The 22,394-nt window shown below is 36.3% G+C and carries 18 protein-coding genes; 11 read left to right on the plus strand and 7 right to left on the minus strand.

All coding sequences use genetic code 11. From position 1 onward, the window contains the following. Positions 1-261: 261 nt before the first annotated feature. Positions 262-3,450 carry an ankyrin repeat domain-containing protein gene (locus tag H6731_00460; protein ID USN50924.1) on the minus strand — a complete coding sequence of 1,063 codons (3,189 nt, stop codon included), beginning with the start codon at positions 3,448-3,450 and terminating at the stop codon, positions 262-264. A 552-nt stretch (positions 3,451-4,002) separates the two neighbouring features. Here H6731_00460 and H6731_00465 point away from each other — a divergent pair. The 6 genes from H6731_00465 to H6731_00490 all read left to right on the plus strand — a co-directional run bounded on the left by H6731_00465 (position 4,003) and on the right by H6731_00490 (position 9,114). Further along, positions 4,003-4,461, plus strand: a complete 459-nt coding sequence (locus tag H6731_00465; GenBank protein USN50925.1) for a host attachment protein — start codon at positions 4,003-4,005, stop codon at positions 4,459-4,461. A 269-nt stretch (positions 4,462-4,730) separates the two neighbouring features. After that, positions 4,731-5,729, plus strand: a complete 999-nt coding sequence (locus tag H6731_00470; GenBank protein USN50926.1) for an aminoglycoside phosphotransferase family protein — start codon at positions 4,731-4,733, stop codon at positions 5,727-5,729. A gap of 396 nt (positions 5,730-6,125) precedes the next feature. Then, the gene (locus tag H6731_00475; protein USN50927.1) at positions 6,126-6,671 is read left to right on the plus strand and encodes a hypothetical protein; all 546 of its coding nucleotides are present in this window, start codon (positions 6,126-6,128) and stop codon (positions 6,669-6,671) included. Between the two features lie 192 nt (positions 6,672-6,863). Then, positions 6,864-8,033: a hypothetical protein gene (locus H6731_00480; protein USN50928.1), complete on the plus strand. Its 1,170-nt coding sequence runs from the start codon at positions 6,864-6,866 to the stop codon at positions 8,031-8,033. 90 nt (positions 8,034-8,123) lie between these two features. Further along, positions 8,124-8,408 (plus strand): hypothetical protein, encoded by a 285-nt coding sequence (locus tag H6731_00485; protein USN50929.1) that lies wholly within the window; start codon positions 8,124-8,126, stop codon positions 8,406-8,408. Positions 8,409-8,445: 37 nt separating this feature from the next. Then, entirely contained in the window at positions 8,446-9,114 is a 669-nt protein-coding gene (locus H6731_00490; GenBank protein USN51896.1) for an IS6 family transposase, read from the plus strand. A 49-nt stretch (positions 9,115-9,163) separates the two neighbouring features. On the opposite strand, the gene H6731_00495 is transcribed toward H6731_00490, so the two are convergent. Then, on the minus strand, positions 9,164-9,946 hold the full coding sequence (locus tag H6731_00495; GenBank protein ID USN50930.1) for a C40 family peptidase: 783 nt from the start codon (positions 9,944-9,946) through the stop codon (positions 9,164-9,166). A 405-nt stretch (positions 9,947-10,351) separates the two neighbouring features. Beyond that, positions 10,352-12,076 carry a sulfatase-like hydrolase/transferase gene (locus tag H6731_00500; protein ID USN50931.1) on the minus strand — a complete coding sequence of 575 codons (1,725 nt, stop codon included), beginning with the start codon at positions 12,074-12,076 and terminating at the stop codon, positions 10,352-10,354. Between the two features lie 201 nt (positions 12,077-12,277). Here H6731_00500 and H6731_00505 point away from each other — a divergent pair, with 201 nt between their 5' ends. Together H6731_00505 and era are read left to right on the plus strand one after the other, a co-directional pair. Then, positions 12,278-14,776 (plus strand): leucine--tRNA ligase, encoded by a 2,499-nt coding sequence (locus tag H6731_00505; protein USN50932.1) that lies wholly within the window; start codon positions 12,278-12,280, stop codon positions 14,774-14,776. Then, positions 14,776-15,693 carry a GTPase Era gene (gene era, locus H6731_00510; protein ID USN50933.1) on the plus strand — a complete coding sequence of 306 codons (918 nt, stop codon included), beginning with the start codon at positions 14,776-14,778 and terminating at the stop codon, positions 15,691-15,693. Before H6731_00505 ends, era begins: the two co-directional genes overlap by 1 nt. A 73-nt stretch (positions 15,694-15,766) precedes the next feature. Here the strand turns inward: era and H6731_00515 are convergent, their stop codons facing one another. Both H6731_00515 and H6731_00520 read right to left on the minus strand, forming a co-directional pair. Further along, positions 15,767-16,270: a hypothetical protein gene (locus H6731_00515; protein ID USN50934.1), complete on the minus strand. Its 504-nt coding sequence runs from the start codon at positions 16,268-16,270 to the stop codon at positions 15,767-15,769. 415 nt (positions 16,271-16,685) lie between these two features. Continuing rightward, positions 16,686-16,886, minus strand: a complete 201-nt coding sequence (locus H6731_00520) for a hypothetical protein (protein USN50935.1) — start codon at positions 16,884-16,886, stop codon at positions 16,686-16,688. A 296-nt stretch (positions 16,887-17,182) separates the two neighbouring features. Between H6731_00520 and H6731_00525 the strand changes: the two genes are divergently transcribed. Beyond that, the gene (locus tag H6731_00525; protein ID USN50936.1) at positions 17,183-18,322 is read left to right on the plus strand and encodes a hypothetical protein; all 1,140 of its coding nucleotides are present in this window, start codon (positions 17,183-17,185) and stop codon (positions 18,320-18,322) included. A gap of 95 nt (positions 18,323-18,417) precedes the next feature. Beyond that, a complete protein-coding gene (locus H6731_00530; GenBank protein ID USN50937.1) occupies positions 18,418-19,404 on the plus strand; it encodes a hypothetical protein in 987 nt (328 codons plus the stop codon). A 327-nt stretch (positions 19,405-19,731) separates the two neighbouring features. Here H6731_00530 and H6731_00535 read toward each other — a convergent pair whose 3' ends face one another. Together H6731_00535 and H6731_00540 are read right to left on the minus strand one after the other, a co-directional pair. Next, positions 19,732-20,838 (minus strand): hypothetical protein, encoded by a 1,107-nt coding sequence (locus H6731_00535; GenBank protein ID USN50938.1) that lies wholly within the window; start codon positions 20,836-20,838, stop codon positions 19,732-19,734. A gap of 303 nt (positions 20,839-21,141) precedes the next feature. Further along, positions 21,142-21,684, minus strand: coding sequence for a GNAT family N-acetyltransferase (locus tag H6731_00540; GenBank protein USN50939.1), 543 nt, complete (start codon positions 21,682-21,684; stop codon positions 21,142-21,144). Positions 21,685-22,006: 322 nt separating this feature from the next. Here H6731_00540 and H6731_00545 point away from each other — a divergent pair, with 322 nt between their 5' ends. Further along, positions 22,007-22,162: a hypothetical protein gene (locus H6731_00545; protein USN50940.1), complete on the plus strand. Its 156-nt coding sequence runs from the start codon at positions 22,007-22,009 to the stop codon at positions 22,160-22,162. The last annotated feature ends 232 nt before the right edge of the window (positions 22,163-22,394 follow it).

A 22,394-nucleotide genomic window follows, 5' to 3' on the forward strand; every position in this document is an offset into this window, starting at 1 on the left:
TATCGATATTCTCGGGATACCTGAGCGATGGTTGCTTAGAGCTCTAAAATTTATTAAGAAGCCTTTCAACGTTTTCTGGACACAACCCGATTTGCTTTCGAGTTCGCGCGGTAAATAATGGATTTTTCGAGCTTGAGAGCACTTAATACTTACGGTCTTGCGGCATGACGAATAGCTTCTAACGAGGCCGCAGAAAGCGGCATAGTACGTATATACGCCATATTTTCATGACTTCTTTAGCAAAAAAATTTTTTTACAGCTTCATAAAACTAAATCACGATGCTTGTTAATTTTAAAATTAATAACCCTTGTTTTAATGCTATTATTGTTGTTATTGTTATTTTCAGTATTTAACTCAATAATGCCGCCGTATTCTGATATTAAATGCACGGTAGAATTAATTTTTTCACCATTATAATATGCATTACCTTGATTATCCCAAGTAATTACACCGACTTCACCACGATGGCTTAATTTAAAATTAGTGACTGATAATTTATTAATTACATTACTTAAAATTTCTTCTCTTTTTTGGGTTTCTAAATTTTCTCTATTTAAATCAGGTTTAAATCCAATATAATCAGAGGCGAATTTTGCAGTATCTTTTTCGTTAAATTGTCTTCTAATTAAGTACATATTAACTTCACTCAGTGTTTTGTTTCCACTTATTTTTTCCACATGCAATTCATAAAAACCTTCATATTTTTTACTTGCTTTTAGATTGAACAAATAATGGTGGCTGACATGCAAATAATTATTTCCATCGTTTTGTTGGTGATAAGACCAGTGGACATCTTTGCCATTACTATAGTTGCCACTGGCTCCTAAAGAAGAGGCCCATAAACTGCCCCAACCCACATGGGAATTTTTTAATCCGTTAAGATTTTCTAACGACAACACAATTTTTTTATTAGGAATTTTTTCCAAGCCTCGGCCATTGTCGGCATAACCTTCGCCAAACCAAAGGCCTGGTAAAAGCGGGCAATCACTTAGTCGACCAGGATTTAGTTTTATTAATGGTCGCTCATGTTTTTCTGTGAGTTCTGCTGTATCTTTATGGGAATTCAAATAAACCGGTTTTTGTTTGATTTTCTTTGGGGTAGCAACCGGAGCAAAATATACATCGTCATCACTGGAAGATCTACTATTGTCTTTGTTTAAGTGACTTTGAACCAGTGCCAAGTTATTGGAGTTAAAATCATCATCTTTATTATTTAGTAAGCCTTCTGTCCAAGCATCTTGATAGCTTTTATTTTGCTCTTCAAGCTTAGCTTTCTCAGCACGCGCTTTTCTTGCCATTTTTTTTCGCTTATTTTTCGAAAGCTTTGGTTCTGACTCAAGGTCTTTATTAATATCTACTTGTTCTTTGGTAGAATTATCGTTGTTAACATCTGTATGATATTCACGATTATTGTTAGGTTTTTTATAATCAGACTCATAGGTTTGCGGGAAATCAATTTGGGTTATTTTTTCTGATCTTTCCAAAGTAAAGACAACTTGTTGTGTGTAAGAAGCACCTTTTGATTTGGCTTTTTCACAGGATAAAATAATTTCATTAGCGTTATTTAATTCAACATTGAAACCATTAAAAAATTTCCAACTGTAAAGAGTGGTTCGTTTAGGTGGCGGCAGTTTTAGATTTGCAACTTTCTTGTCTTCTAATTCCAAAGTAAAATTAAAACTAGCAAGGCGAGGAGGATTTCCAACATTTATTTTCATCTGATATTCATTATCACTACCATCAACACTCTTTATTTCAGCTGAAGCAATATGCCAATTATTGTTTGAACTGCCTTTAAATGAACCTAAAAAATAGTCTAGAGTAGGGCGCAAAACTTCGCGATTTTTTTCTGTTATAATAATATTATTACTATTATTAACTGGAACACCAGGTGAGGCTATTTTTTTGGGCGCAACCGCTTCTTTTACAATAGGTAAAAATTCAGGATTTTTGCTCAAAGTTACTTGTTCACTGTAGTTATTTTTACCGTCGTTTCCTGTGAATTTAATTATTATGCTTTGATAATCGTCTGTGTAACTGACTGACAATTCATGAATAAATGATAAAATTCTATCATTTCTAATAGGCTTGCCTTTTTTATCTTTCTTGAACTTATTATCTTCTGCAAACGCCACGTTTTTAGATTCTTTATAGATTCCCTGTTTTGTTTTTTCAATAAATCTAAATGAATCTATCATTTGCAAATTTTTCAAATTTGCTACCATTTGCAAAATCATGGTCTTTTTAAATGAATTATCATCAGGTGAAAAACTGGCTTCATAATAATTTTTTGCTCTATCAATCAACTTAAAATCTACTGTAATTGGAAGGTATTGATTTGCGTTTTGACTAAGATTTAAAAATTTTCCTGACATTTTCCCATGGAGCGACCCTTCCGTTAGATTATTTGTTCGAATAGCGCTAGGAGTAAAAATTAGGATAGAGTTATCAAAGTCTTTTTGTTGAGCTAATTCTTCAATCTTTCTTTTATCAGCTGCGCCTAACTTAATGAGCTTAACTAGCGCAGAAAAGCTTTGATATGTTATCGCTAAATCTAGGGGAGTTTTATTAAGATCGGTTACAGCATTTAAGTTTGCATGGTAGTTTTTGTGAAAATGCTTAATCAACTTTGAGTTATTGCTCTTTGCAGCCCAATGCAAGGGTGAAATACCTTGACAGTTTTGCTTGCAGGCTTCTTGTTCCATCAGAAAATCAATTGTTTCCTGGTCAGATTTTTCATTTATAGCCTGATGTAAAACAGTAAGACTGACCAAATATTTTACGTTTAGATCATTTTGTTGAAACAATAACTTAATTATATCTAAATGCTTATTTTTGACCGCAAGATTGAGAGGCGTTTCACCATTGCTGTTTTCTTCATTTACATTTACCCGTGTTAACAGTATGCCGGTCATGTCATAAAGACCTTCCATTGCTGCAATATGTAGTGCTGAATCAGAATCAAAAATATTGCTAAGTTCTATTTTTTCGTATTCAAGAAATAGCTTTACCATTTCGATATTATTATCAAAAATAGCCTTTGCTACTGGAGACACTAATATTGTTTTCCCATCTTTTATGGTTACAGGAGACTTGAGATTTATATCTGCTCCTGCACTTATCAGAAGTTTTACAATGTTAATATTTTTTGCCGTAACAGCACGAAACAAATGGGTAAGCCGAGGGGTCTCAGGGCTTAGCGGCGCCTTATACTTTAACAACAATTTAACTATATCTTCATAACCAAGACTGGAAGCTACTTGAAGAGCATAATGAAGAGTTCCCTCAGGTTTACCTTTTTTCAAAAGACTGCGAGTTTTTTCGGTATTATTTTCTTCTACTGCCCCAAGTAAATCATCCTCAAGGATGCTAGAAAAATTAGCAGGTTGAGCGTTTTGCGCAAAGGTTAATACAAGTAGGATCGTGTTTAGATAATTAATTAAGTTCATTTGAAAATCGATTGTAAGTATTTAAACCACACTTATATAATTCTATTCGTCAAATAACAATAGCTTTACAGCATATTAATATGCTAATTAAACGTATTGTTGCCGATAATATCATATATTGAACATTTTCATGTTGAAAATCCCAAAAAACTAGGGATGTTGGGATACCCCAAAAACCCATGCAACCATTCGATTTTGCTTAGGTATCTACGAGTCAATACTCGCTAGATATCGGAACCAACACTCTAAGAAGCGATAGATTTTTTCCATATGAAACGCCATGTCATGTCTGTATAAAAAAATACGGCCGGAGAAATAATGAGCCTATTTTCTTGCAAATTCAAAGCTTGGAGGGCTTCTAGTCTATAAGGGTGCCAAGCATTGTTGATATCAGCCTATGAGCTGAATTTTGATTTTTTATATCCTCTAAAGAGCAAGCTTGCTAAATATATAGTGCTGCCTTAAATAATCTAAATTAAACAACACTTCCAATATTTATACTTGCTGTTTATTGCGTGTTATCTTTTATGTTGTAATTGGGCAGGAGACGGTATGATAACTACTTGGGTATTAATCGCGCATGGAGATGCAGCAAAAATATTAGAAATTAAAAAAAATGGTCACGAAATCTCAAGAATTAAAGAGTTGATTCATCCTCAGACGGCTATGAAAGATGTGGATATTCATACTGATAGGCCGGGAAGAAGTTTTGAAAGTGCCAATTCAGCAAGGCATGCTTTGGATTATAATGAAGATCCTACCGATCACGAAAGAAAAGTCTTTGCACAAGAAATCGCCGAATTCTTGGCGCAGGCTTTCGATACTGGCAGATTTGCCAAACTTATCCTTGTTTCTTCTCCCCATCTTTTGGGAAATATTAGAAAATCATTAAAAGAACCAATTAAGAAAATTATTGCCCATGAATTGAGCAAAGATTTGATGGCGCTGGATCTTAAGGATCACGAACTTATAGAAAAGATTCGCACTGCTCTCGGTATTATTGCATTTTGATAAAAAATAAATATCTGACCCATGCCTGTTAAAGTTTCAGCAAAAAATTCAATAGTAGAATTTATGACAGCTGGGTCATTCACTGATTTATCGTTGTTCTAACGTGTCTCCATTTTTCCTCTCAAAATAATTTTTTATTGCATAGGCGGAATTCCCTGAAGATTTCGAGAACGTTAGTTTTAATAGTCATTTTACAGGCCAGATTGTGAGCGATATAATACACATGGAACAGCTTGAAATTATAGAAGAGCTCTGTATGGGATTTTTCTATGCTTGAAAAACCTGACATTGCTGACGAACTCATCATTTCTCATCTAAAAGAACACTATCACTTGCATACTGTTTCACTAACTTTTCTGCCTCTTGGCGATAGAGACACAGCTGTCTATCGCATTGTAGCTGATCATGGATTGATCTACTTTCTAAAATTACGAAAGGACCTTGACGAGATTGCTGTTAGTGTTCCAATTTTTCTTAAATCGAAGGGCTTTAAAGAAATCATCGCACCGATTGAAAGCAAATCCCAGCAGGGATGGGTAGATTTTGGCGACTACAAAATGATTTTGTATCCCTTTGTTGAGGGAAAAAATGGGTTCGAAATTGAATTATCAGACCTGCAAAAACAAAAGATGGGCAGGGCTTTGAAGGCGCTCCATGAAATTGATATTTCACTAGAACTAAAAAAACGTATCCCAAAAGAAACGTTCTCTCCAAAATATCGCGACGACATGAAGAGTTTTTTCGGGCAGATGACAAATAAAATTTTCAAAGATCCCATCGCAGCTAAACTCAACGAATTCATAAAAGTAAAACGGAATGTAATAAATCATCTGATCGACTGTGCAGAAAAATTAGCTTTTGAGCTCAGACAAAAGCCATTGGAATTTGTTCTTTGTCACACGGACATCCATGGTGGAAATATTTTAATTAGCAATGCTGGTGAAGTTTACATTGTGGATTGGGATGCCCCGATGTTTGCACCCAAAGAACGCGATCTCATGTTCATAGGTGGTGGGATTGATGATATATGGAAGACCAAGCGGGATGAGTCCATGTTTTACAAAGCTTACCAAAAAGCAAATATTAATCTTAGTGCATTGGCATATTACCGTTATGAGCGAATCATTGTAGACTTGGTTGAGATATGCAATCAATTATTATTAACAGAGGGAGGTGGGGCAGATCGGGAACAGGCTTATCAGTGGTTCATTTTAAATTTTAAATCTGGTGGGACTATTGATAGAGCAAAGAACACTCGTAACATTTGAGAAAGTTCTTTCTAAAGCTTAAATAAAAACATTTTAAATCATTTGTAACATTTTCATAAAAAACTCTTTTATAGGAAGCACCACAAAAGTATTCTTGGAAATCAAAATAATTACTCAGCTGAGAAATACCCAAAAAATTACTTATCTCCTATAAGAAGCAATAATTCTCTAAATAGTCATTGGGCAAATGAAAATACTTAGATATATCCGTAACGATTTGTGTGAATAGAGCCAAGTTTATCCGAATGAGATAGAGGCATTGTGAAGGACCGAGCAGAAAGACATAATCCTATTTTCTTGAAAGTCTTCACAAGAAGGCAGCACCTTAAATAAGAAAATACTTTATTCATCAATAGACACTTCTGATTGATTCAATGATTTATAAGGGTGACTTAAATGAAATTGGCACTACAAATAACAATTTATTCAATAGTTATGAGCCTTTCTTTTCAAGCTAACCCAACAAAACATTCTGAAGTCAAAATCGGGAAAATCTTGGGTATCTTTTTAAATAAGATGGATTCTGCAACTAGGATAGATCAAAATTCTGTGGTTGTTCCTGACAGCGTTTTGTATGACAAAAGTCCAAATTTTTATTCATACAGCCATACGCTATTAGATTATAGGCCAAGCAACAACCACTATTTCAAAAAATATCAACCTACTTCTGTTAATTTTGGAGATAAAAAAGCAGAGCTATCTGTAGTGGGATTAGTTCGAAAAAGTGTTAATATCGCAAGTCAGAAATATTTTATCGAAGTTTGGGCGCTCAACTTAAGAGATGTAACTTATTTTTATTTTCAAGCTATAACAATAGATGATAAAGAAGCGGCTATTTACCCCGGTAACTTTTTGCATCCAGCTACTTGGGTAACCACTGATGTAAATGCTCATATCCAAAATTTACTAAAAGGTAAAATGCTTGATTGGCCTTCTGCCTAAACGCCACGTTAAAACTTGTGAGCTAACTTGGAACATTTTGCTATAAAGATGATACGATATCACTTAATCAGTAAACATTTCTCAAAAAATACAACTAAATTAATGATTTAATCATAACCAGCAATCATGTTTACTAATTCAGTATAAATGGTATCATTAAATTATTGAATTATTATTTGGGTTTTACTGACTATGAGCTATTTTAAATTATTTATCTTATTGTTTTATTCTTTAAATATTTTGTCGACGAACGAAGTCACAAATGACTTTTTAGATATTTTAGAGCATACTGATTCACAGCATGATCTTTGTGACGAAAAAATTAATATGCAAGCTCTAGATGCAATTGACACAGCGAGTAGTTTACCTACACCTGATTTCTCGATAATAATTGAGCAGGACAATACGTTCTTAAAAGAACTAAGTGAAGCCCCGCTTGATTATTTTAAAGAATCAACCGGATTTAGCCCTAAGAAAGGTAAGAGCCGACAGTGCGTATCAGTTGAGTCGCCAATTAAAAAGTTGACTAAAACTAGAGCAAAAATAAATATTACTCGCAAACCAAAGAGGCTAAACCTTGAACAGGCTTCTAAAAATGATTTCCATGAAGCCTTTGAATGCGAGACTATCTATTCTGATAATAAATATTTCAGTAAAGGTTTTTATATTTACCGTTCCCCAGGTTCTCTCGATGGCTCAGTAGTGCTTAATTCAGAATCAGATGAGTGGAATTTAGTTATTGAAAATATGATTAAATCATTAATAAAGAGTGATCTTAATAGCTTTATTGCATCCAGCATTTATTATGTTAATAATAATATTGAAAAATTTAAACATTTTATATATTTCAATCAAGACGATAGGATGGTTTGCCGGCATTATTCCACACTTTGCTTAGGCATATTCAGCAAATTACTAGAAAGCAAAAAACTTAAATTCTATGGGCATATTCAATTGATGTATTGCGATTTTATTGACCATAAATTTGATATTTATGATGAAGGACATGTATGGAATTTGTTACGCATAAGCAAAAAAAAGAATGAAACTCCAACGTATTATTTGCTCGACCTATTTCGGTATAAATTTATTAACTTATCAGAAGATTCATGTATATCTCGTTTAAAGCTGAAACAAGTAGATAGACAAACTGGGAAACTAAGTTCCAGAAGTTTGAAGCCTGGAGATGAATATTACAATTACGCTAAGATAACTAAAGAAAAATTTAATATATCTCCCAGCAAAAAAAATAATATCCATAATCAACAAAATGAAGATATACAAGACATTTTTGCTAAGCGGATATTCACCAAGTTCAGAGTCCCTGAAGACCTGATTGAAATTAATTCTGCGGATCAATAGAAACACAATATTTTTTTACAAAAATGACACACGCTGATTTTTTTTGGTTTTTTTGCTGATAGTACCTAGCTAAGGAAAAGTTAAATAAAAATGAATACTTTTGAAAATACATTATTTTTATCCATTATAACAATGATCTCAATTAGCATCTTTTGTCAGGAAAACCATCTTAACGACATACAGCAGTTTTTTAATGATCAATATGAAGAGTTATTAACTAATTCAGAAAGTAAAGAACGTGTTTATGACTTTATTCATGACCTAAGAACTAACTTTCAATTTGTATTTATCGAAAAAATTTATATCTATCGTATTTCTATGCGTGGTGATCTATTACATCTGCCAAACGGTAGTGTCGCATTAATTGCTTGGTAGGAGACTTATAGAAAAATTGAGTTATAATCTTCTGACTATGAAATTCAAATATTGCCGCTTTCAAAAAGAAATAATTTTAAGATGTGTTCGATGGTATTTGGCATACCCATTAAGTTTAAGGCATATCGAAGAGATGATGCTAGAAAGAGGCATTTGTGTTGATCACTCAACAATCAATAGATGGGTCCTAAAATATTCTCAACTTTTGGAAGCAGAAGCTAGAAAACGCTTAAAATCCGTTGGTAGTAGCTGGCGCTTGGATGAAACCTACATCAAGGTTAAGGGCAAGTGGAAATATCTTTATCGAGCAGTTGATAAATCAGGCCAAAGCATTGATTTTCTCTTCACTGCCAAACGTGATAAGAATGCGGCCAGGAGATTTTTAGCCAAAGCTATTAAAAACTGTGGTGTTCCACACAAGATAAACATCGATAAAAGCGGTACAAATCAAGCTGCCATCAAGTCATATAATCAAGATAACAAAACAAAAATCGAAATACGGCAAAAAAAGTATTTGAATAACATAGTAGAACAGGATCACCGAGCCGTGAAACGAATAACACGCCCTATGATGGGATTTAAATCATTTTCTTCTGCTAAAAAAACTCTTGCCGGTATCGAACTTATACATATGTTGCGCAAGGGCCAAATGGCCCAAAATTCCAATCTACCATTGCATCAACAATTCGATTCATTGGCAGCATAAAATAATCTGCGGAAGGAAATTATTTTATGCAATTTTTCCAAATGCGACACTACCTTTTGTTTTGCTCTTGCAATAAGTGATATAAATCCATATTATCAACGTAAAAATTTATATATTTTTCCAGTAAATAATCAAATTGCATTGCGCTCTTAATTGTTTGTAATATTTCTTTTATTTCTATGTTTTCAATAGCGCGTTCACCCAAAGCAAGATTTTCTGTTTGTTTTTCAATGTTTTTAAAAACATTGAAAGTCATTTTGTGTAATTCATTGACTAAATTATACGGATTTTTATTATAGCGATAAATTTTTAACGATGGAACTTTTTGCCGAGCCTCGTTAAAAACAAGCTCAGTGAATAGGTAATTTTTTATAGCACCTTGCCAATTTACTTGTTCATAAACTTGGTGAATACTTGGCCCATGTTTATGGATAAAAAGATCTTCTTCTAAATATATAAATGCATGTTGATGTTGCTCGTGGGGTTTTAGTACTACTAAATCTCCGGGCAAAAGATCTTCGTTATTTTTAATCTCTACGAAATACGGTAATTGAAGAAATGCTTCAAATTCATCTGCGGAGGTAAAGCGTACACAAGAAACGGCTCCCAAAAAATATAAAGCAGCGTTCCAACAATTTGGACCAAGTATCGCTGTGGACTTGTTATCCAATAAATTTTTTATTTTGCTCGGAATGCCTTCTATGACTTCGCTTTCACTATGATACTTCAGGCTAAAATAATCCCAGCAGAAGTTATTTTGTTTATCTCTCGTATCCGAAGCAAAGCTAAAGGTAGAATTCAGCACAGTCAAAAAAACTAATATTTTATTCACTAGCATTTTTCCTTAATTTTTTAAGCTTCGTAACAAAATAATTATTTTGAATTATCAGGCAAAGCTAGAGCCAGGGTGGTTAGCATAGAACAACACAATTACAATTCCCAATGAATGGAGCGAATACGTGCAAAGACATTTTGGGGTTATTTATCAATCTGGCATTATTAATACATAGCTAAAATGGTAGTTCCCCAAAAAATGTAGCCTTTAGAGTAGGATTTTCTTGTTTAAAGGAAAATCTGTACTTCTAGGCCCCACCACAAATGGGGAATTAGCAAATATTCGATAAAAAAAGTTTGCGAGTTTAATAAGAATTGTCGTTTAGGTTACCCTTACGGCTCTACCAACACCATGAAAATGCGATAGAGACCACTTTTAAACTCCTCGCCAGAAGTTTAATTTTTAGATATGCCGATAAAATTCTCGCCAGCGTTTCAACTTAGTTTTATATCGAACAAAAGTTACAAACCTCTCATGGTCTCTTATTTTGGATTCAAGCAAGTTAATGCTGTCAAAATTTTGAAGTAAATTGTTTACTTCAAAGCCGTCATCATCCAGGTTGTACAGTCGATATTCATCAGGATTTTTTCCGTCTGGATCCCAATAGCGCATAAATGACCATCGTTTTCCTCGCTCATAAAATCTAATTGATTCAACGAACCTGCTTCCTTGAATGGGTTTAAATGTTCCAAAGGGTACTAAAGGCAGCATCCAACGAGGGAGAAGATTATACCACGTTAAAGCATAGTTATTTTTCCCATGAGATATGTCATCTTCTGTGCGAGAGTAGACAACGCGTGAAAAATCCTCCTGTTCATCATCAAATAAAATACCTGACAGGTCTCTACCTAGAAGGGGGAGGGCTTTGGTGAAATTATTTTCTAATTTTTGCAGTGTTTCATTTGCATCGATATTTAAGAGTCCAAGAATTGTAGGCAATACATCCACATGCCCTACGAACTGTTTCACTATCCCAGGCTTGATACCAGGGCCCGAAATGAAAAGCGGGACATGGACAATTTCTTCGAACAATCCATGCCATTTTTGTTGTTGTCCGCCTCTACGGCCAAGGTAATCACCGTGATCGGAGCTGAAAATTATGATGGTGTCGTCATAAAAATTCGCTTCCTTAAGAATATTGATAATACTCATGAGATGCTCATCAGATTTCTTTAAAAGGCCATAATAAAACTGTCTGAGCTTATTGATATTTTCTTCGCCCTTATAAATGGAATTGATGGCCCATATCCAGCAATACATTTTTTTGTAAGTGTATTGGTAATCTTTATGCACCGATGCTTCAAAAGAAAGATCCAGAACATCTGTTTCGCGGCAAACAGGGGGAATGGGAGCATTCTGATCTATGTGCAACTTACGATCAAGCAAATATTTCCACATCAAAACAATATCGTGGGGGTTTACCAAGTTAACAAAACTAACAAATGGTCTTTCATCCCCATCTTCTCTTAAGCTAGCTTGTTGATTAATAAATGTTTGGAATTCGCGTACATAGATCGGATCACGATGAAAACCATCGTTTTCTATATCGGGTCCGTGCGGTTCTGGTCCAAACCACTCATTAGGAAAACCAAAATCTTTTAAAACCTTTGCGTCACGGTAAGCTTGGATATTTTCAGGTATTTCTTTAAATTTGGGGCTTAAGGTTTGTAGTAATTTTCCTTTTTCATCATATAAGTCTCTATCTGCAAGGTGAAACTTACCAAAATAGCTCAGTTTTTCTTCGTCATAGCCGGCTTCCTGAAGCCAGTGTCCAACTGTAGGAACGCTCTTTGGGGCAAGTTCTGTCATGCGAGGATCACCTAGCTGCTTAGCCATGCCATTGGTGTTTTTAAGTTCTGTTATTTCAGGATCTTGGCCGGTATAAAACACTCCGCGAGCTGGCACACAGGCTGTTGCGTTGGCATAAGCATTTTTAAATTCCTTACCTCTTTTTTTAAGCATTTGTCGCGCAGGCAATTCCTCTTGAGCCCATGTATCGATAACCTCTTCCCAACCATGAGGAGTTATAGATTCTTCATCTGAAAGGATTACAACAATATTTTTTTTGGCTTCCAAAAACTGTGCCCACAGGCAGATAATCAAGAGTCCTAAAGAGGATTTGAGCATAAATGAGTTCTCTCCGATTGCTTTCTTTTTTAAGCTGATTCCCCAAACAAATGAAAAGCAATCTTTAGTTCCCTTTGACCTTATTACAAAAAAGAAAGCAGAAATTTTATTTTTTTAGTCAAACCGACATTGCGAGACTGGGCTCAGTGGTAAAAAATAACAGCTCGCTCTGAGGTAAGATAAAATTGCAGGAGTTTTTAAGTGCGTTATCAACCAAAACTTATCGAAAATAAATGGCAAAAAGAATGGGAAAATAATTCTCTTTTTATCACCCCACGTGATCTGGACGAATTGAAGAAAAAACCAAAATATTTTGCTCTTGATATGTTTCCTTACCCTTCAGGAGCAGGGCTACATGTAGGACATCCTGAAGGCTATACGGCAACTGATGTGGTTGCACGTTATAAGCGCATGAAAGGTTTTAATGTTTTACATGCGATGGGGTGGGATGCTTTTGGCTTGCCTGCAGAACGTGCTGCTATGAGAGACGGTATCCATCCTGCTGTTATTACCAAACGCAATATTGATAATTTCAGAGCTCAAATCAAACGGCTGGGATTTTTTTATGATTGGTCGAGAGAAATTAGCACGACTGATGAAACTTACTATAAATGGACTCAGTGGATTTTTTTGAAGCTCTATCACAAAGGACTCGCTTACTTGGCAGATGTCAATGTTAATTGGTGCCCAGCGCTTAAAACAGTTTTGGCCAACGAAGAAGTTAAAGATGGCAAATATGTTGAGACAGGTGATCTGGTTGAAAGACGCTTAATGCGTCAATGGATGCTTAAGATTACTGCCTATGCAGAACAATTGCTCACTGATCTCGACGATGTTGATTGGCCCGAGAGCGTAAAAGAAATGCAGCGCAATTGGATTGGCAAATCAGAAGGTGCTGAAATTTCTTTTACTGTCGATAATTCAAGCGACTCATTAAAAGTTTTCACTACCAGACCAGATACAATTTTTGGCGTGACTTTTATTGCGCTTGCTCCTGAACATTCCTTAGCCAAAACTTTGCTCGATGAAAAACAAAAAGAAGCAGGGCTTAAATACATTGATGATGCTCAAAAGAAAGATGATGCAGAACGCACCAACGCTAATAAATCAAAGTCAGGCGTATTTACGGGAAGCTATGCTGTTCATCCGCTGAGCAAAAAGAAATTGCCTATTTATATAGCCGATTATGTACTAGCCAACTATGGATCGGGAGCTGTGATGGGAGTTCCCAGTGATGATGAACGTGATCAAGAGTTTGCTCTTCAGTACGCTATCGAAATTATTCAGGTGATCGAACAAGACCGCATGATCAACTCAGATTTTCTTGATGGTCTAACTCCTCAAACTGCCGGAAAAAAAGCTATCGAAGCTTTAGAGGAGGGTGGTTATGGCACAAAGAAAGTGAGCTATAAATTGCGTGACTGGCTGTTTTCGAGACAGCGTTACTGGGGCGAACCATTCCCCATCGCTTATGATTCCAACATGCAGCCTTTTGCTCTGAGGGAAGATGAACTTCCGGTAACACTACCTCAGATTGATGAATACCGTCCTACAGATGACGGGCGACCTCCATTAGCACGTGCAGATGATTCATGGCGCACAATTTCTTTGCCTAATGGAGAAAAAGCACAAAGAGAAGTAAATACTATGCCTCAGTGGGCTGGTTCTTGCTGGTATTATTTGCGCTATATCGATCCGCAAAATGATAGGGCACCTTTTGACAAAGATCTTGAGAATTATTGGATGCCTGTCGATTTATATATTGGCGGCGTTGAACATGCTGTGCTCCATCTTTTATACGCGCGTTTCTGGCACAAAGTATTGTTTGACTGTGGTTTAGTGCACACCAAAGAACCATTTCAAAAATTATTTAACCAAGGGATGATCTTGGCACAAAGCTACCAAGATGAAAACGGAAAATATTATCACCCAAGCGAAGTCGAAGAAAAAAATGGTGCTTTTTATACAAAAGAAAGCGGCCTGTTATTAAAAACCCAAATCGAAAAAATGTCCAAATCTCGTTCTAATGTGGTAAATCCCGATGACGTAATTCAACAATACGGTGCTGATTCTATGCGCCTTTATGAATTGTTCATGGGTCCGTTAGAGCAAGTAAAACCATGGCAGATGAATGGTGTTGAAGGTGTACATCGATTTTTACATAGAGTGTGGAGATTAGCTGTCAACGAAGAGAGCAACGAGTTGAGCTCAGTTTTGCATTTTGGTGAAGAAAGCCCAGAGCTTTTAAGTGAGCTTCATAAAACTATCCAAAAAGTTGAGCAAGATATCGAAGAATTGCGTTTTAATACAGCAATCGCTCAAATGATGACCTTTGTAAATGTTGCAACGGCCAGCGAAAAAATTGCCTGTTCCACTTTAATTCAGTTTTTGCACCTTTTATCGCCCTTTGCCCCACACATATGCGATGAAATATTCAGCAGGCTTGGACAAAAGGGGTTTTTGCTCGCATCCAGTTGGCCTGTCTTTAATAAAGATTTGCTTATCGAGGATGCCATAAAGCTCGTGGCACAGGTTAACGGCAAAGTGCGGAATATTTTGCCAATATCTAAAGGCCTTAGCAAAGAAGAAGTAGAAAAATTAGTTCTTAATGATAGTGAAGTACAGCGATTTATTGATGGAAAAGAAATCGTAAAAATTGTTGTTGTACCTGATCGATTAGTAAATGTGGTTGTTAAATAATGAATGATAAAAAAACTTTTGTAACGACGGTTGCTTTTGTTGGGCAGCCAAATGTAGGTAAAAGCACTTTGCTCAATGCACTGGTGGGGGCCAAAATTGCTCCAACTACCAGAAAAGCACAAACGACACGCAGAATAATTCGCGGTATTAGAACCAAAAATAACTGCCAACAAATTTATTTTGATACGCCAGGTGCTGTAAGAACGCAGACAGGGCTCGATCATTTTATGCATGATCAAATTTTTCAGGCGTTAAATGATGTAGAGCAGGTCGTTGCTATTGTTGATGCCAAGGATCCGATTAAAAAACATGCAGCTTTTATTAATAAGATCAAAAGCGGTGCTGAAAAAAATAAACAGCCACTGTTGTTGGTAGTCAACAAAATTGACGAGATCAAAGATAAATCAAAACTGCTTGAGCTCACGGCTCTTTATGCCCAAGAATGTGGCATTGATGAAATCATTCCCTTGAGCGCTGTGACGCAAGACGGACTTGATAATTTATTTGATGCACTTGCACGCAGAGCTTCGGAAAGTGAGTTTATTTTTAGCGATGAACTTTTTACCGATGCCAGCGAAAAAGAAATCGTTGCTGAACTTATCCGTGAAAAAGCCATGCTTGAGTTAAACGATGAGCTTCCCTACCGTATTGCTGTGAGCGTGGAGCATTTCGATGAAAGTCGTCGCGAAAATGAAAAAAAACCATTAATTGAAATCGAAGCCGTTTTGCATGTGGAAAGAAAAAGTCAAAAAGCTATTGTCATTGGTAAGGGTGGGGCAAGCATTAAGACCATTGGCATGCGTGCAAGAAAGGATATTGAATATCTTTTGAACTGCCAGGTTATGCTCAAGCTTTTTGTTCGCGTCGAGCCTGACTGGACGACTTCTGCCAAGGGTTTAAAAAAACTTGGTTACTAAAAGTAGATAGACCAACGGAGGCGATATGGCCTCCAAAATTATATTTAGGTTAGTAAACTCGAGTGCACCATCGTTAGTCTTGGAAAGCGTATGATTTTTCTGCTTGCGAGAGTGTGTCAATTATCAGCTTGGCAAATTCTTTCGTTCTAGGTGAGTAATGGCTAGGAATTTCTGTGCTTTTGAGCGTTGCTGAGTCAAGAAACGGAAGATACAAGTTTATTAACTGAGGGCTTTCACAAAAACCTAAAATGTGGTCTCGCTCAAGGAGCTCAGATTGTAGTGCGCTAAGGTAAATATTGACTATATTTCTTGTATCTATGTTTCCTAAATCTTTTTCGATTGGGAGGACAATCGCTAACTCGGCAAAAACAAGTAAAGCGATAACTCTAGTTTCTGCCCATATATCATCCGAATCAAATGGACTAAGCAATAATTCTTCGAACCCTTCAATTAAATTTTTTAGTGTTGGGGTGTCATATTTTTTTGGATTTAGATCAACCCCATGTTTTTCAGCTGCGACAAAGTCGTATTCAAATTTCTCTAAATAATAAGTGGTATTATTTTGGTGTAAATCCATTGATAGCTCCATTTAGGCTCGATTAGGCTTTAATAGTTATTTGGATTTTATTCAAGTGCACTTTACGCAATACACTTAACTTTGCGCTGCTTTATTGCCCTGGAGGATTTGTGAGCCGAATTATTGATTCAGCTGTCAGCCCCGCGCAGCCGGGGATCCAGGCAAAACGCCTAACTGTCCAACTAAAATGAATAATATAAATTATTCCCTGTGATAGCTTCTTCGCTTGCCGTAAATTCTACGAGATAAGTCATTGCTGGCCCCCGACACAAATTATGTCGTTTCTTTTTGAGCATAGAAAGAGCGCTGCATAGTTAAAAAAGTGTTAATCATTGGACTGAGTAAGTATTGCCGTCTAGTTAGATTCCCGCCTGCACGGGAATAACAAGGGATAATGGTCAAAAACGCTTTTAGCTTAGAGAAAGATTATTTTTAAAACAATCTCTAAATAATCAGAAGCCAAATAGGGCAGCTTAGTGCCCAAATAAGCAACAACGTCAGATGGCCTCGGAAAATAGTCAGAATGGCCAGCGGGCGCATTTGAATGAAAACCTACGGTTATAGAATTGTTAGTCCAGGGAACCGCATACCAATATGTTGCAAAAAAGGTTTTCACGTCATACTTTCGCCGAAGCGACATTTATTAAAAAGAATGCAGAATTGATTTTTTGTACAGCCTCTAACTCAGTTGTTATTGCCGCTGGTTGTATAAGAAAAAAAATGTAATCTGAGGATTAAAATGACTTTTTTGAGTTTTATTAGCGTCATTATAACATTAGCAATGGGTTCACAAGGCTATGCTGCTGCGATTTCCTCAGCAAGCCCTGCACATGTCGCTGACAGTCCAACTATACCTAACAATCTGCACTATATTTGGTTTGGTGGTGCTCCGTCCGATACAGCGAAAAGGATTTGCGCGATAGGCTCGCACAGGGAAAACTATGTGCTCGAGACGAAAATCAAAACTTTACCAGAGCATTGACTGAAGCCCCGCTGGGCAGGAAGTATGAAAGTATCCTTGAATACTTTGAAAACACCTTTTCTGGTGAAAAACGTGATCATGTGAAGTTGGTTGCAATTGAGAAAGTGTGGTCCGAAATAACAACGTTAGCAAATGAAGGTCAGCTCCCAGATAACAATCTGGCTGAAGACATTGACGTACTAAGGAAAAGCTTTGATGAAGAGCTTTTGCATCCCATTATGAAGGTAAGAAATCTCGCAGCAGCGAGCGATATCACACGCCTTGTTATTTTGTACTTATATGGTGGCGTGTATTTTGATTTTGACATTACCGTTGGAATCGCGGGAGGCGATTTTACCTTGGAGATCCCTAAACCGGAGTGTGATTTCTTGATGGGATTATTTTCCGAGAGAGAAAATAGGTACGTCGTCAGCAATCAAATGCTTTTTTCAAAGCGCCGCGGAAAATTTGTCAGAGAGTATTTGAGTGTAGTCGCGGAAAACTACCGCAATTTAAATAGCGATTCTCCCGGCACCATTTCAATCGTCGAATACGACGAAGACGCCGTTAAAAATTCGAAATCTGTCAAGAGACTAGAAATGCAGGTACTACCAATCCACAAAGATCTGCCTGACGAAAAAGCGATGGAGCTATATCATGAAATGGATATTATTAGCCTTTCATCCTCCTTTCCTCATAAGACTGAAGACCGAAAAATAAAACTAATTGAATATCTGCAGGGAAAAATCAATATGCTTTATGCCGTCTGTGGCGAATTTGCTCCAAAAGAAAATCCCATGTCTTTATTCATCACTAAATATAGCGAAACAATACAGAAGCTTCAAAGTGGCCTATGGCCAAGCACAAAACAAAGTAAAATGTTCGGGTTCGATATCGATAGATTTACTCTAACGTTGGCTGTATCTGGGCCGGTCGCAATGAAAAAAACCGTTGAAAAATACTACAATGGAGATTGTGAACAGATCAGAGCTGAAACCAAATTTAATGGTCGATCAACTGACTCAAAGCTCTGGAGTGGAATAATGGATACGCTAAATGAAATTGTAGAGGATGGAGTGTCCTCGAATTAGCCGCTCTATCAAATTCTCGGTGCTCTTCAGTATGAAGACGGCGATGCGGTTCTGCGATATGTATTCTGCAGGCACTTGTTAAGAGGAATTAACAAATGACTTATTTGTCAATAAGAGCAACAGCGCTGTTTTCTTTGTTGGTAAGCAGCTCCATATTTTGTAATGATAATTCATATGAATTTGATATGGAACGTGCGAAGTTCTTTGTGGAATATGGTAACCAAGAAAAACAAGACGCGGTTACGGATGACATGAGGCAGCAGCTACACCAAAAAATGGATGAAATGATTTCTTTTTTTGCCACGTACATCAAAGCAGGAAAAAATTATTGCAAAGTTAAAGATGAGCTAAATGCACTGAGCATTCAGATCGATGATATGAAATCATTGAATAATATTAAGTTTGAAACTTTTTTTATTGTTGGAACCAAGCTATGCATGATGACAGATTTAGCTCAAGATCGATATTGTGGGGTTTTTAATTCAACCGCTGATTTTCTTCTCAATGAGCAAAGATTAGAGGACAGTAAATTATTTTTATACGCTGACGTTAGACACGTTAAAATTGGGTCCGATTCCGTCAATAAGTATTGCATTCCGATATACAGCGAATCTGGGCTGTTTGGAATTGGTACATGGCTCTACACCGTTGCTCATGGATACGACATTCTTAGCTTTTCAGCCAAACCTGGACCTGCACATCGAGGAAGATTCCAGATGTCGTCGATGTCATTGCTCGGTCATGATCTTGTCCATAACGATGGAGACAGATTCTTTTTTTTCGGCGAAGGAAAAATGCATCTCGTGTGGAAACAATATTCAGAAAATTTCGAAAAAGTAACTCAACTTTTTAATTCAGAAGTTAATCCCAATGCTAAAATCGATAAACTACTTCTTTTCATATGGCTGCACGAATATACTGATTGGATCAGTAAAGATTCGGCAAAAAAATCATGGCAAAATGCTGAGAATTTTTGCAGATGGAAAAAAGGCCAAGGTTCAAACAACAACGAAGGAGATTTTGTTGATGAGTTTTATCGCTTAGGCCTCATCCCTAGCGATGATTTGAATCAGTTTGCCTAATATGTATGACATAGTTATGAAAAGATTTAACGGCACCTTGGGCGATTTGTTTGAACAATTATTTAAAGATATCAGCAACAACAGTAATGGCTAAACCTTTAGCTTGAGCCATCGTCAATCAAGCGCAATCGTGCGGCGAAATGGGTGTCCGGTAGTCGATGGAACCGCGGTACAACCTGGTTCCCGGTAGAACTATGCTCATTTTCTAGCAAATAGCCAGCCAGGCCTTAAGGAACCCATGCTAAGCGAGGAATTTAGACAGAGGGGGCCCTGTTTCTTAGGCCTAATTTTCTAGAAATCTGGCTAAGGTAGGGGATACCGAATTTATTATTGTGTCGGATTGCCAACAATAAAAACTCTCTTATTTGAAGGGACTATTTGAAGAATTCGAAATAGCTCAATAACTGAGTTAGAGTTAGATTTAGCTATTCTACCACTAGTTGTGGGCCAATCTGATATTAAAATACCAGGCACAGAAAAATATACCCACGAGCTAGTTTTCATTAGTCTTTTAGATGTTAAAAGGATTGTTACGCGTCTATTATTAAATAACGAAATATTGTCAATAAATTTTTGATAATCACTTTTGTTATCAATAAAATAGTCAAGCGCATTGGAGACATCGAAAAGTAGCGGGGTGTTTTCAAATCCAACTTGATTTAAGCAATTTCTAATACCCTTAAGAGTTTTTTGCCCTTTTAGGTCGCCCATTACCACAGAGATTCTATTATCCGCCAAAAGAGTTTGAATTTTTTGCCAAGCTTCATCTGAATGCCAAAAAGTCATGCTTGCATTTATTTCGCTAAGGTCTTCTAAGTCGTAGACTCGGTTTTTCTGCGAATCTGCTCCAACACCCATAAAACGGCCTATGGCTTCTGATAGCCTCCCATTTAGGTCGGCTCCTAAACTTGGATCAATAATCGGCTGCTCTTTAGGAAAAACACTCCTTTTCTTAAGCAACGATAATAAATTTTGTATCTGATTAGCAAAACTAGGCGGATGGGTTGAGGCTATAACTAGGTCGATATCTTGAATTGAAAACTGACGTTGAGCCAACAATGCGGCATAAACCAAACGTTGTTGCAAAGTCGACCAAGGGCTTTGGCCAATAAGTGAGATTAAGTCTAAATTGGCCTTATTGAATTTATTAATGAGCTCATCATTATCCAACATGATGATTCTAGTAAAATTACCCATGGTTGCATTAAAGAGCGTTCTAAAGGTGCCAACCGAAATTAAAATACCTTCTTGTTCTTTCAAATAATCGCGCAAAAGGTATGCTTCTAACTCGTTTGGATATAAGAAAAATTCCAATGCTGATGAGGGCTCTTCTTCAGGAACCACGCATCCACTAATATGGTTATATTCCGCGTGGATACTAGTGAAAAATCCTAAAATATAAGAATAAAAAATTAGATATTTAATGTATTTCATCAAGCTTCCTAAATATAAGGTTACCTCATTATTTAATAAAGATTGGCTAAAATGCAGAGATCTCATGGTTCATGGCAAGACAGCCAGGTCCTTTGTGGGCTTGGCTTAAGATTTTGAACTTTTTGTATATAAGTTTGCTTTGCTGTGAAATTGTCCAAGTAAAGCTTCGGGTTAAAAGTGCATTGGTAAACTAGTAGTACTGTTTAAACAAGAATGGCTTTCCGTCATTAGTTATTAGTTTAAAGCTTCAAACTTTAGGGTATTTTCACAATTTTATTTAGGAACATAACACTTCCGGCCAATCTAATCGTTGAAATAACCCATTTTTTTTGCTCTATTTAAGAAGATTTCATTGTTTAAATTAAGATACATAGGATGCTCACTAATTAATGATGGCTCTCCATGCAAAAAACCAATTTTCTTATAAAACTCAATAGCGCTGGTGGTTGAACTTAAATCTATCTTTTCTGCACCTAAATGCCTGGCTAATTCAGCCACAATCGCTATCAAACCCGTTCCGATTCCTTTTCCCTGCCCGCTATTGGACCTAAGCTGGGCTATTCGAATTTGATTATTTTGCAAACGAACCAATGCAAAACCTAGATCTTTTTTATTTTCATCCACAAGATAAATACATATTCCTTGACCATACAAATAATGTCCATTTTCGAATCTAAAGCTAGTTCTTCCAATAATGCTTTGATTTATTCTAATTTCGCCCTGAAAAAAACTATTATTTAAATTATTCTCAAGAAAGGAAAAAGCTTCTTCAACGGATTGGTTAGTGCCATTTATCGAATAAGAACAACCAAACAAAAACAAAAAAACCAAAAATAATCTATTCATTAAAACACCTATTTAAACCAATTTCTATATATTTTTTAAAACTACAGTCAAGGCCGGGACCAGATTTTCAAAATCATGAGTTGCCAGACAATATTTAGGTGTTATTTTAGTTTATTATTTTCCATTAAACACGGTTAAATTGCTTTATGAATTTTACATTTAAATCATTTTCTTTAATTTTATTTACATGCTCTTATTTTCTGCATTCTTCTGATTCAGGTAATATCATTATAGAAGAGGTGCCTCTTTTAAGTAGCTAGAAGATAATGAGCAAGCTATACCACATGATCTTCATGCTGCGGCAAAAGCTGGTAATGACGAAGTGATTATTGAGATGCTCAACAATGGCGCTAAACTTAATAAAAGGGATGCCCATGGTAGAGTTCCTCTTCATTGGGCTGCTCAAAGCGGGCATTTAAGCACCGTCAAGGGATTGATTAAGGCAAGTCGCAAATATTGTCAAAAAATGGGAAAATAAAAGATGCTTTTTTATCTCTATTTTCTTCTGGTATTTATGGCATGATTAATGTTTTGAAGGCGGATTGCGGCGCTCCAAATGCTAAAGATTATTCATCAAAAACGCCCTTCATTTAGCAGTAGAAGCAGGTCAAACAGCAATTATTGAAGAGCTTATTAAGGCTAATGCTAATACTAATATAAAAGACCATCTAGGAGGAACTCCACTACTTGTAGCTGCTGAAGCTGGCTTT

The organism is Myxococcales bacterium (assembly GCA_023898405.1).
Classification (GTDB): Bacteria; Myxococcota; UBA727; order UBA727; family JABDBI01.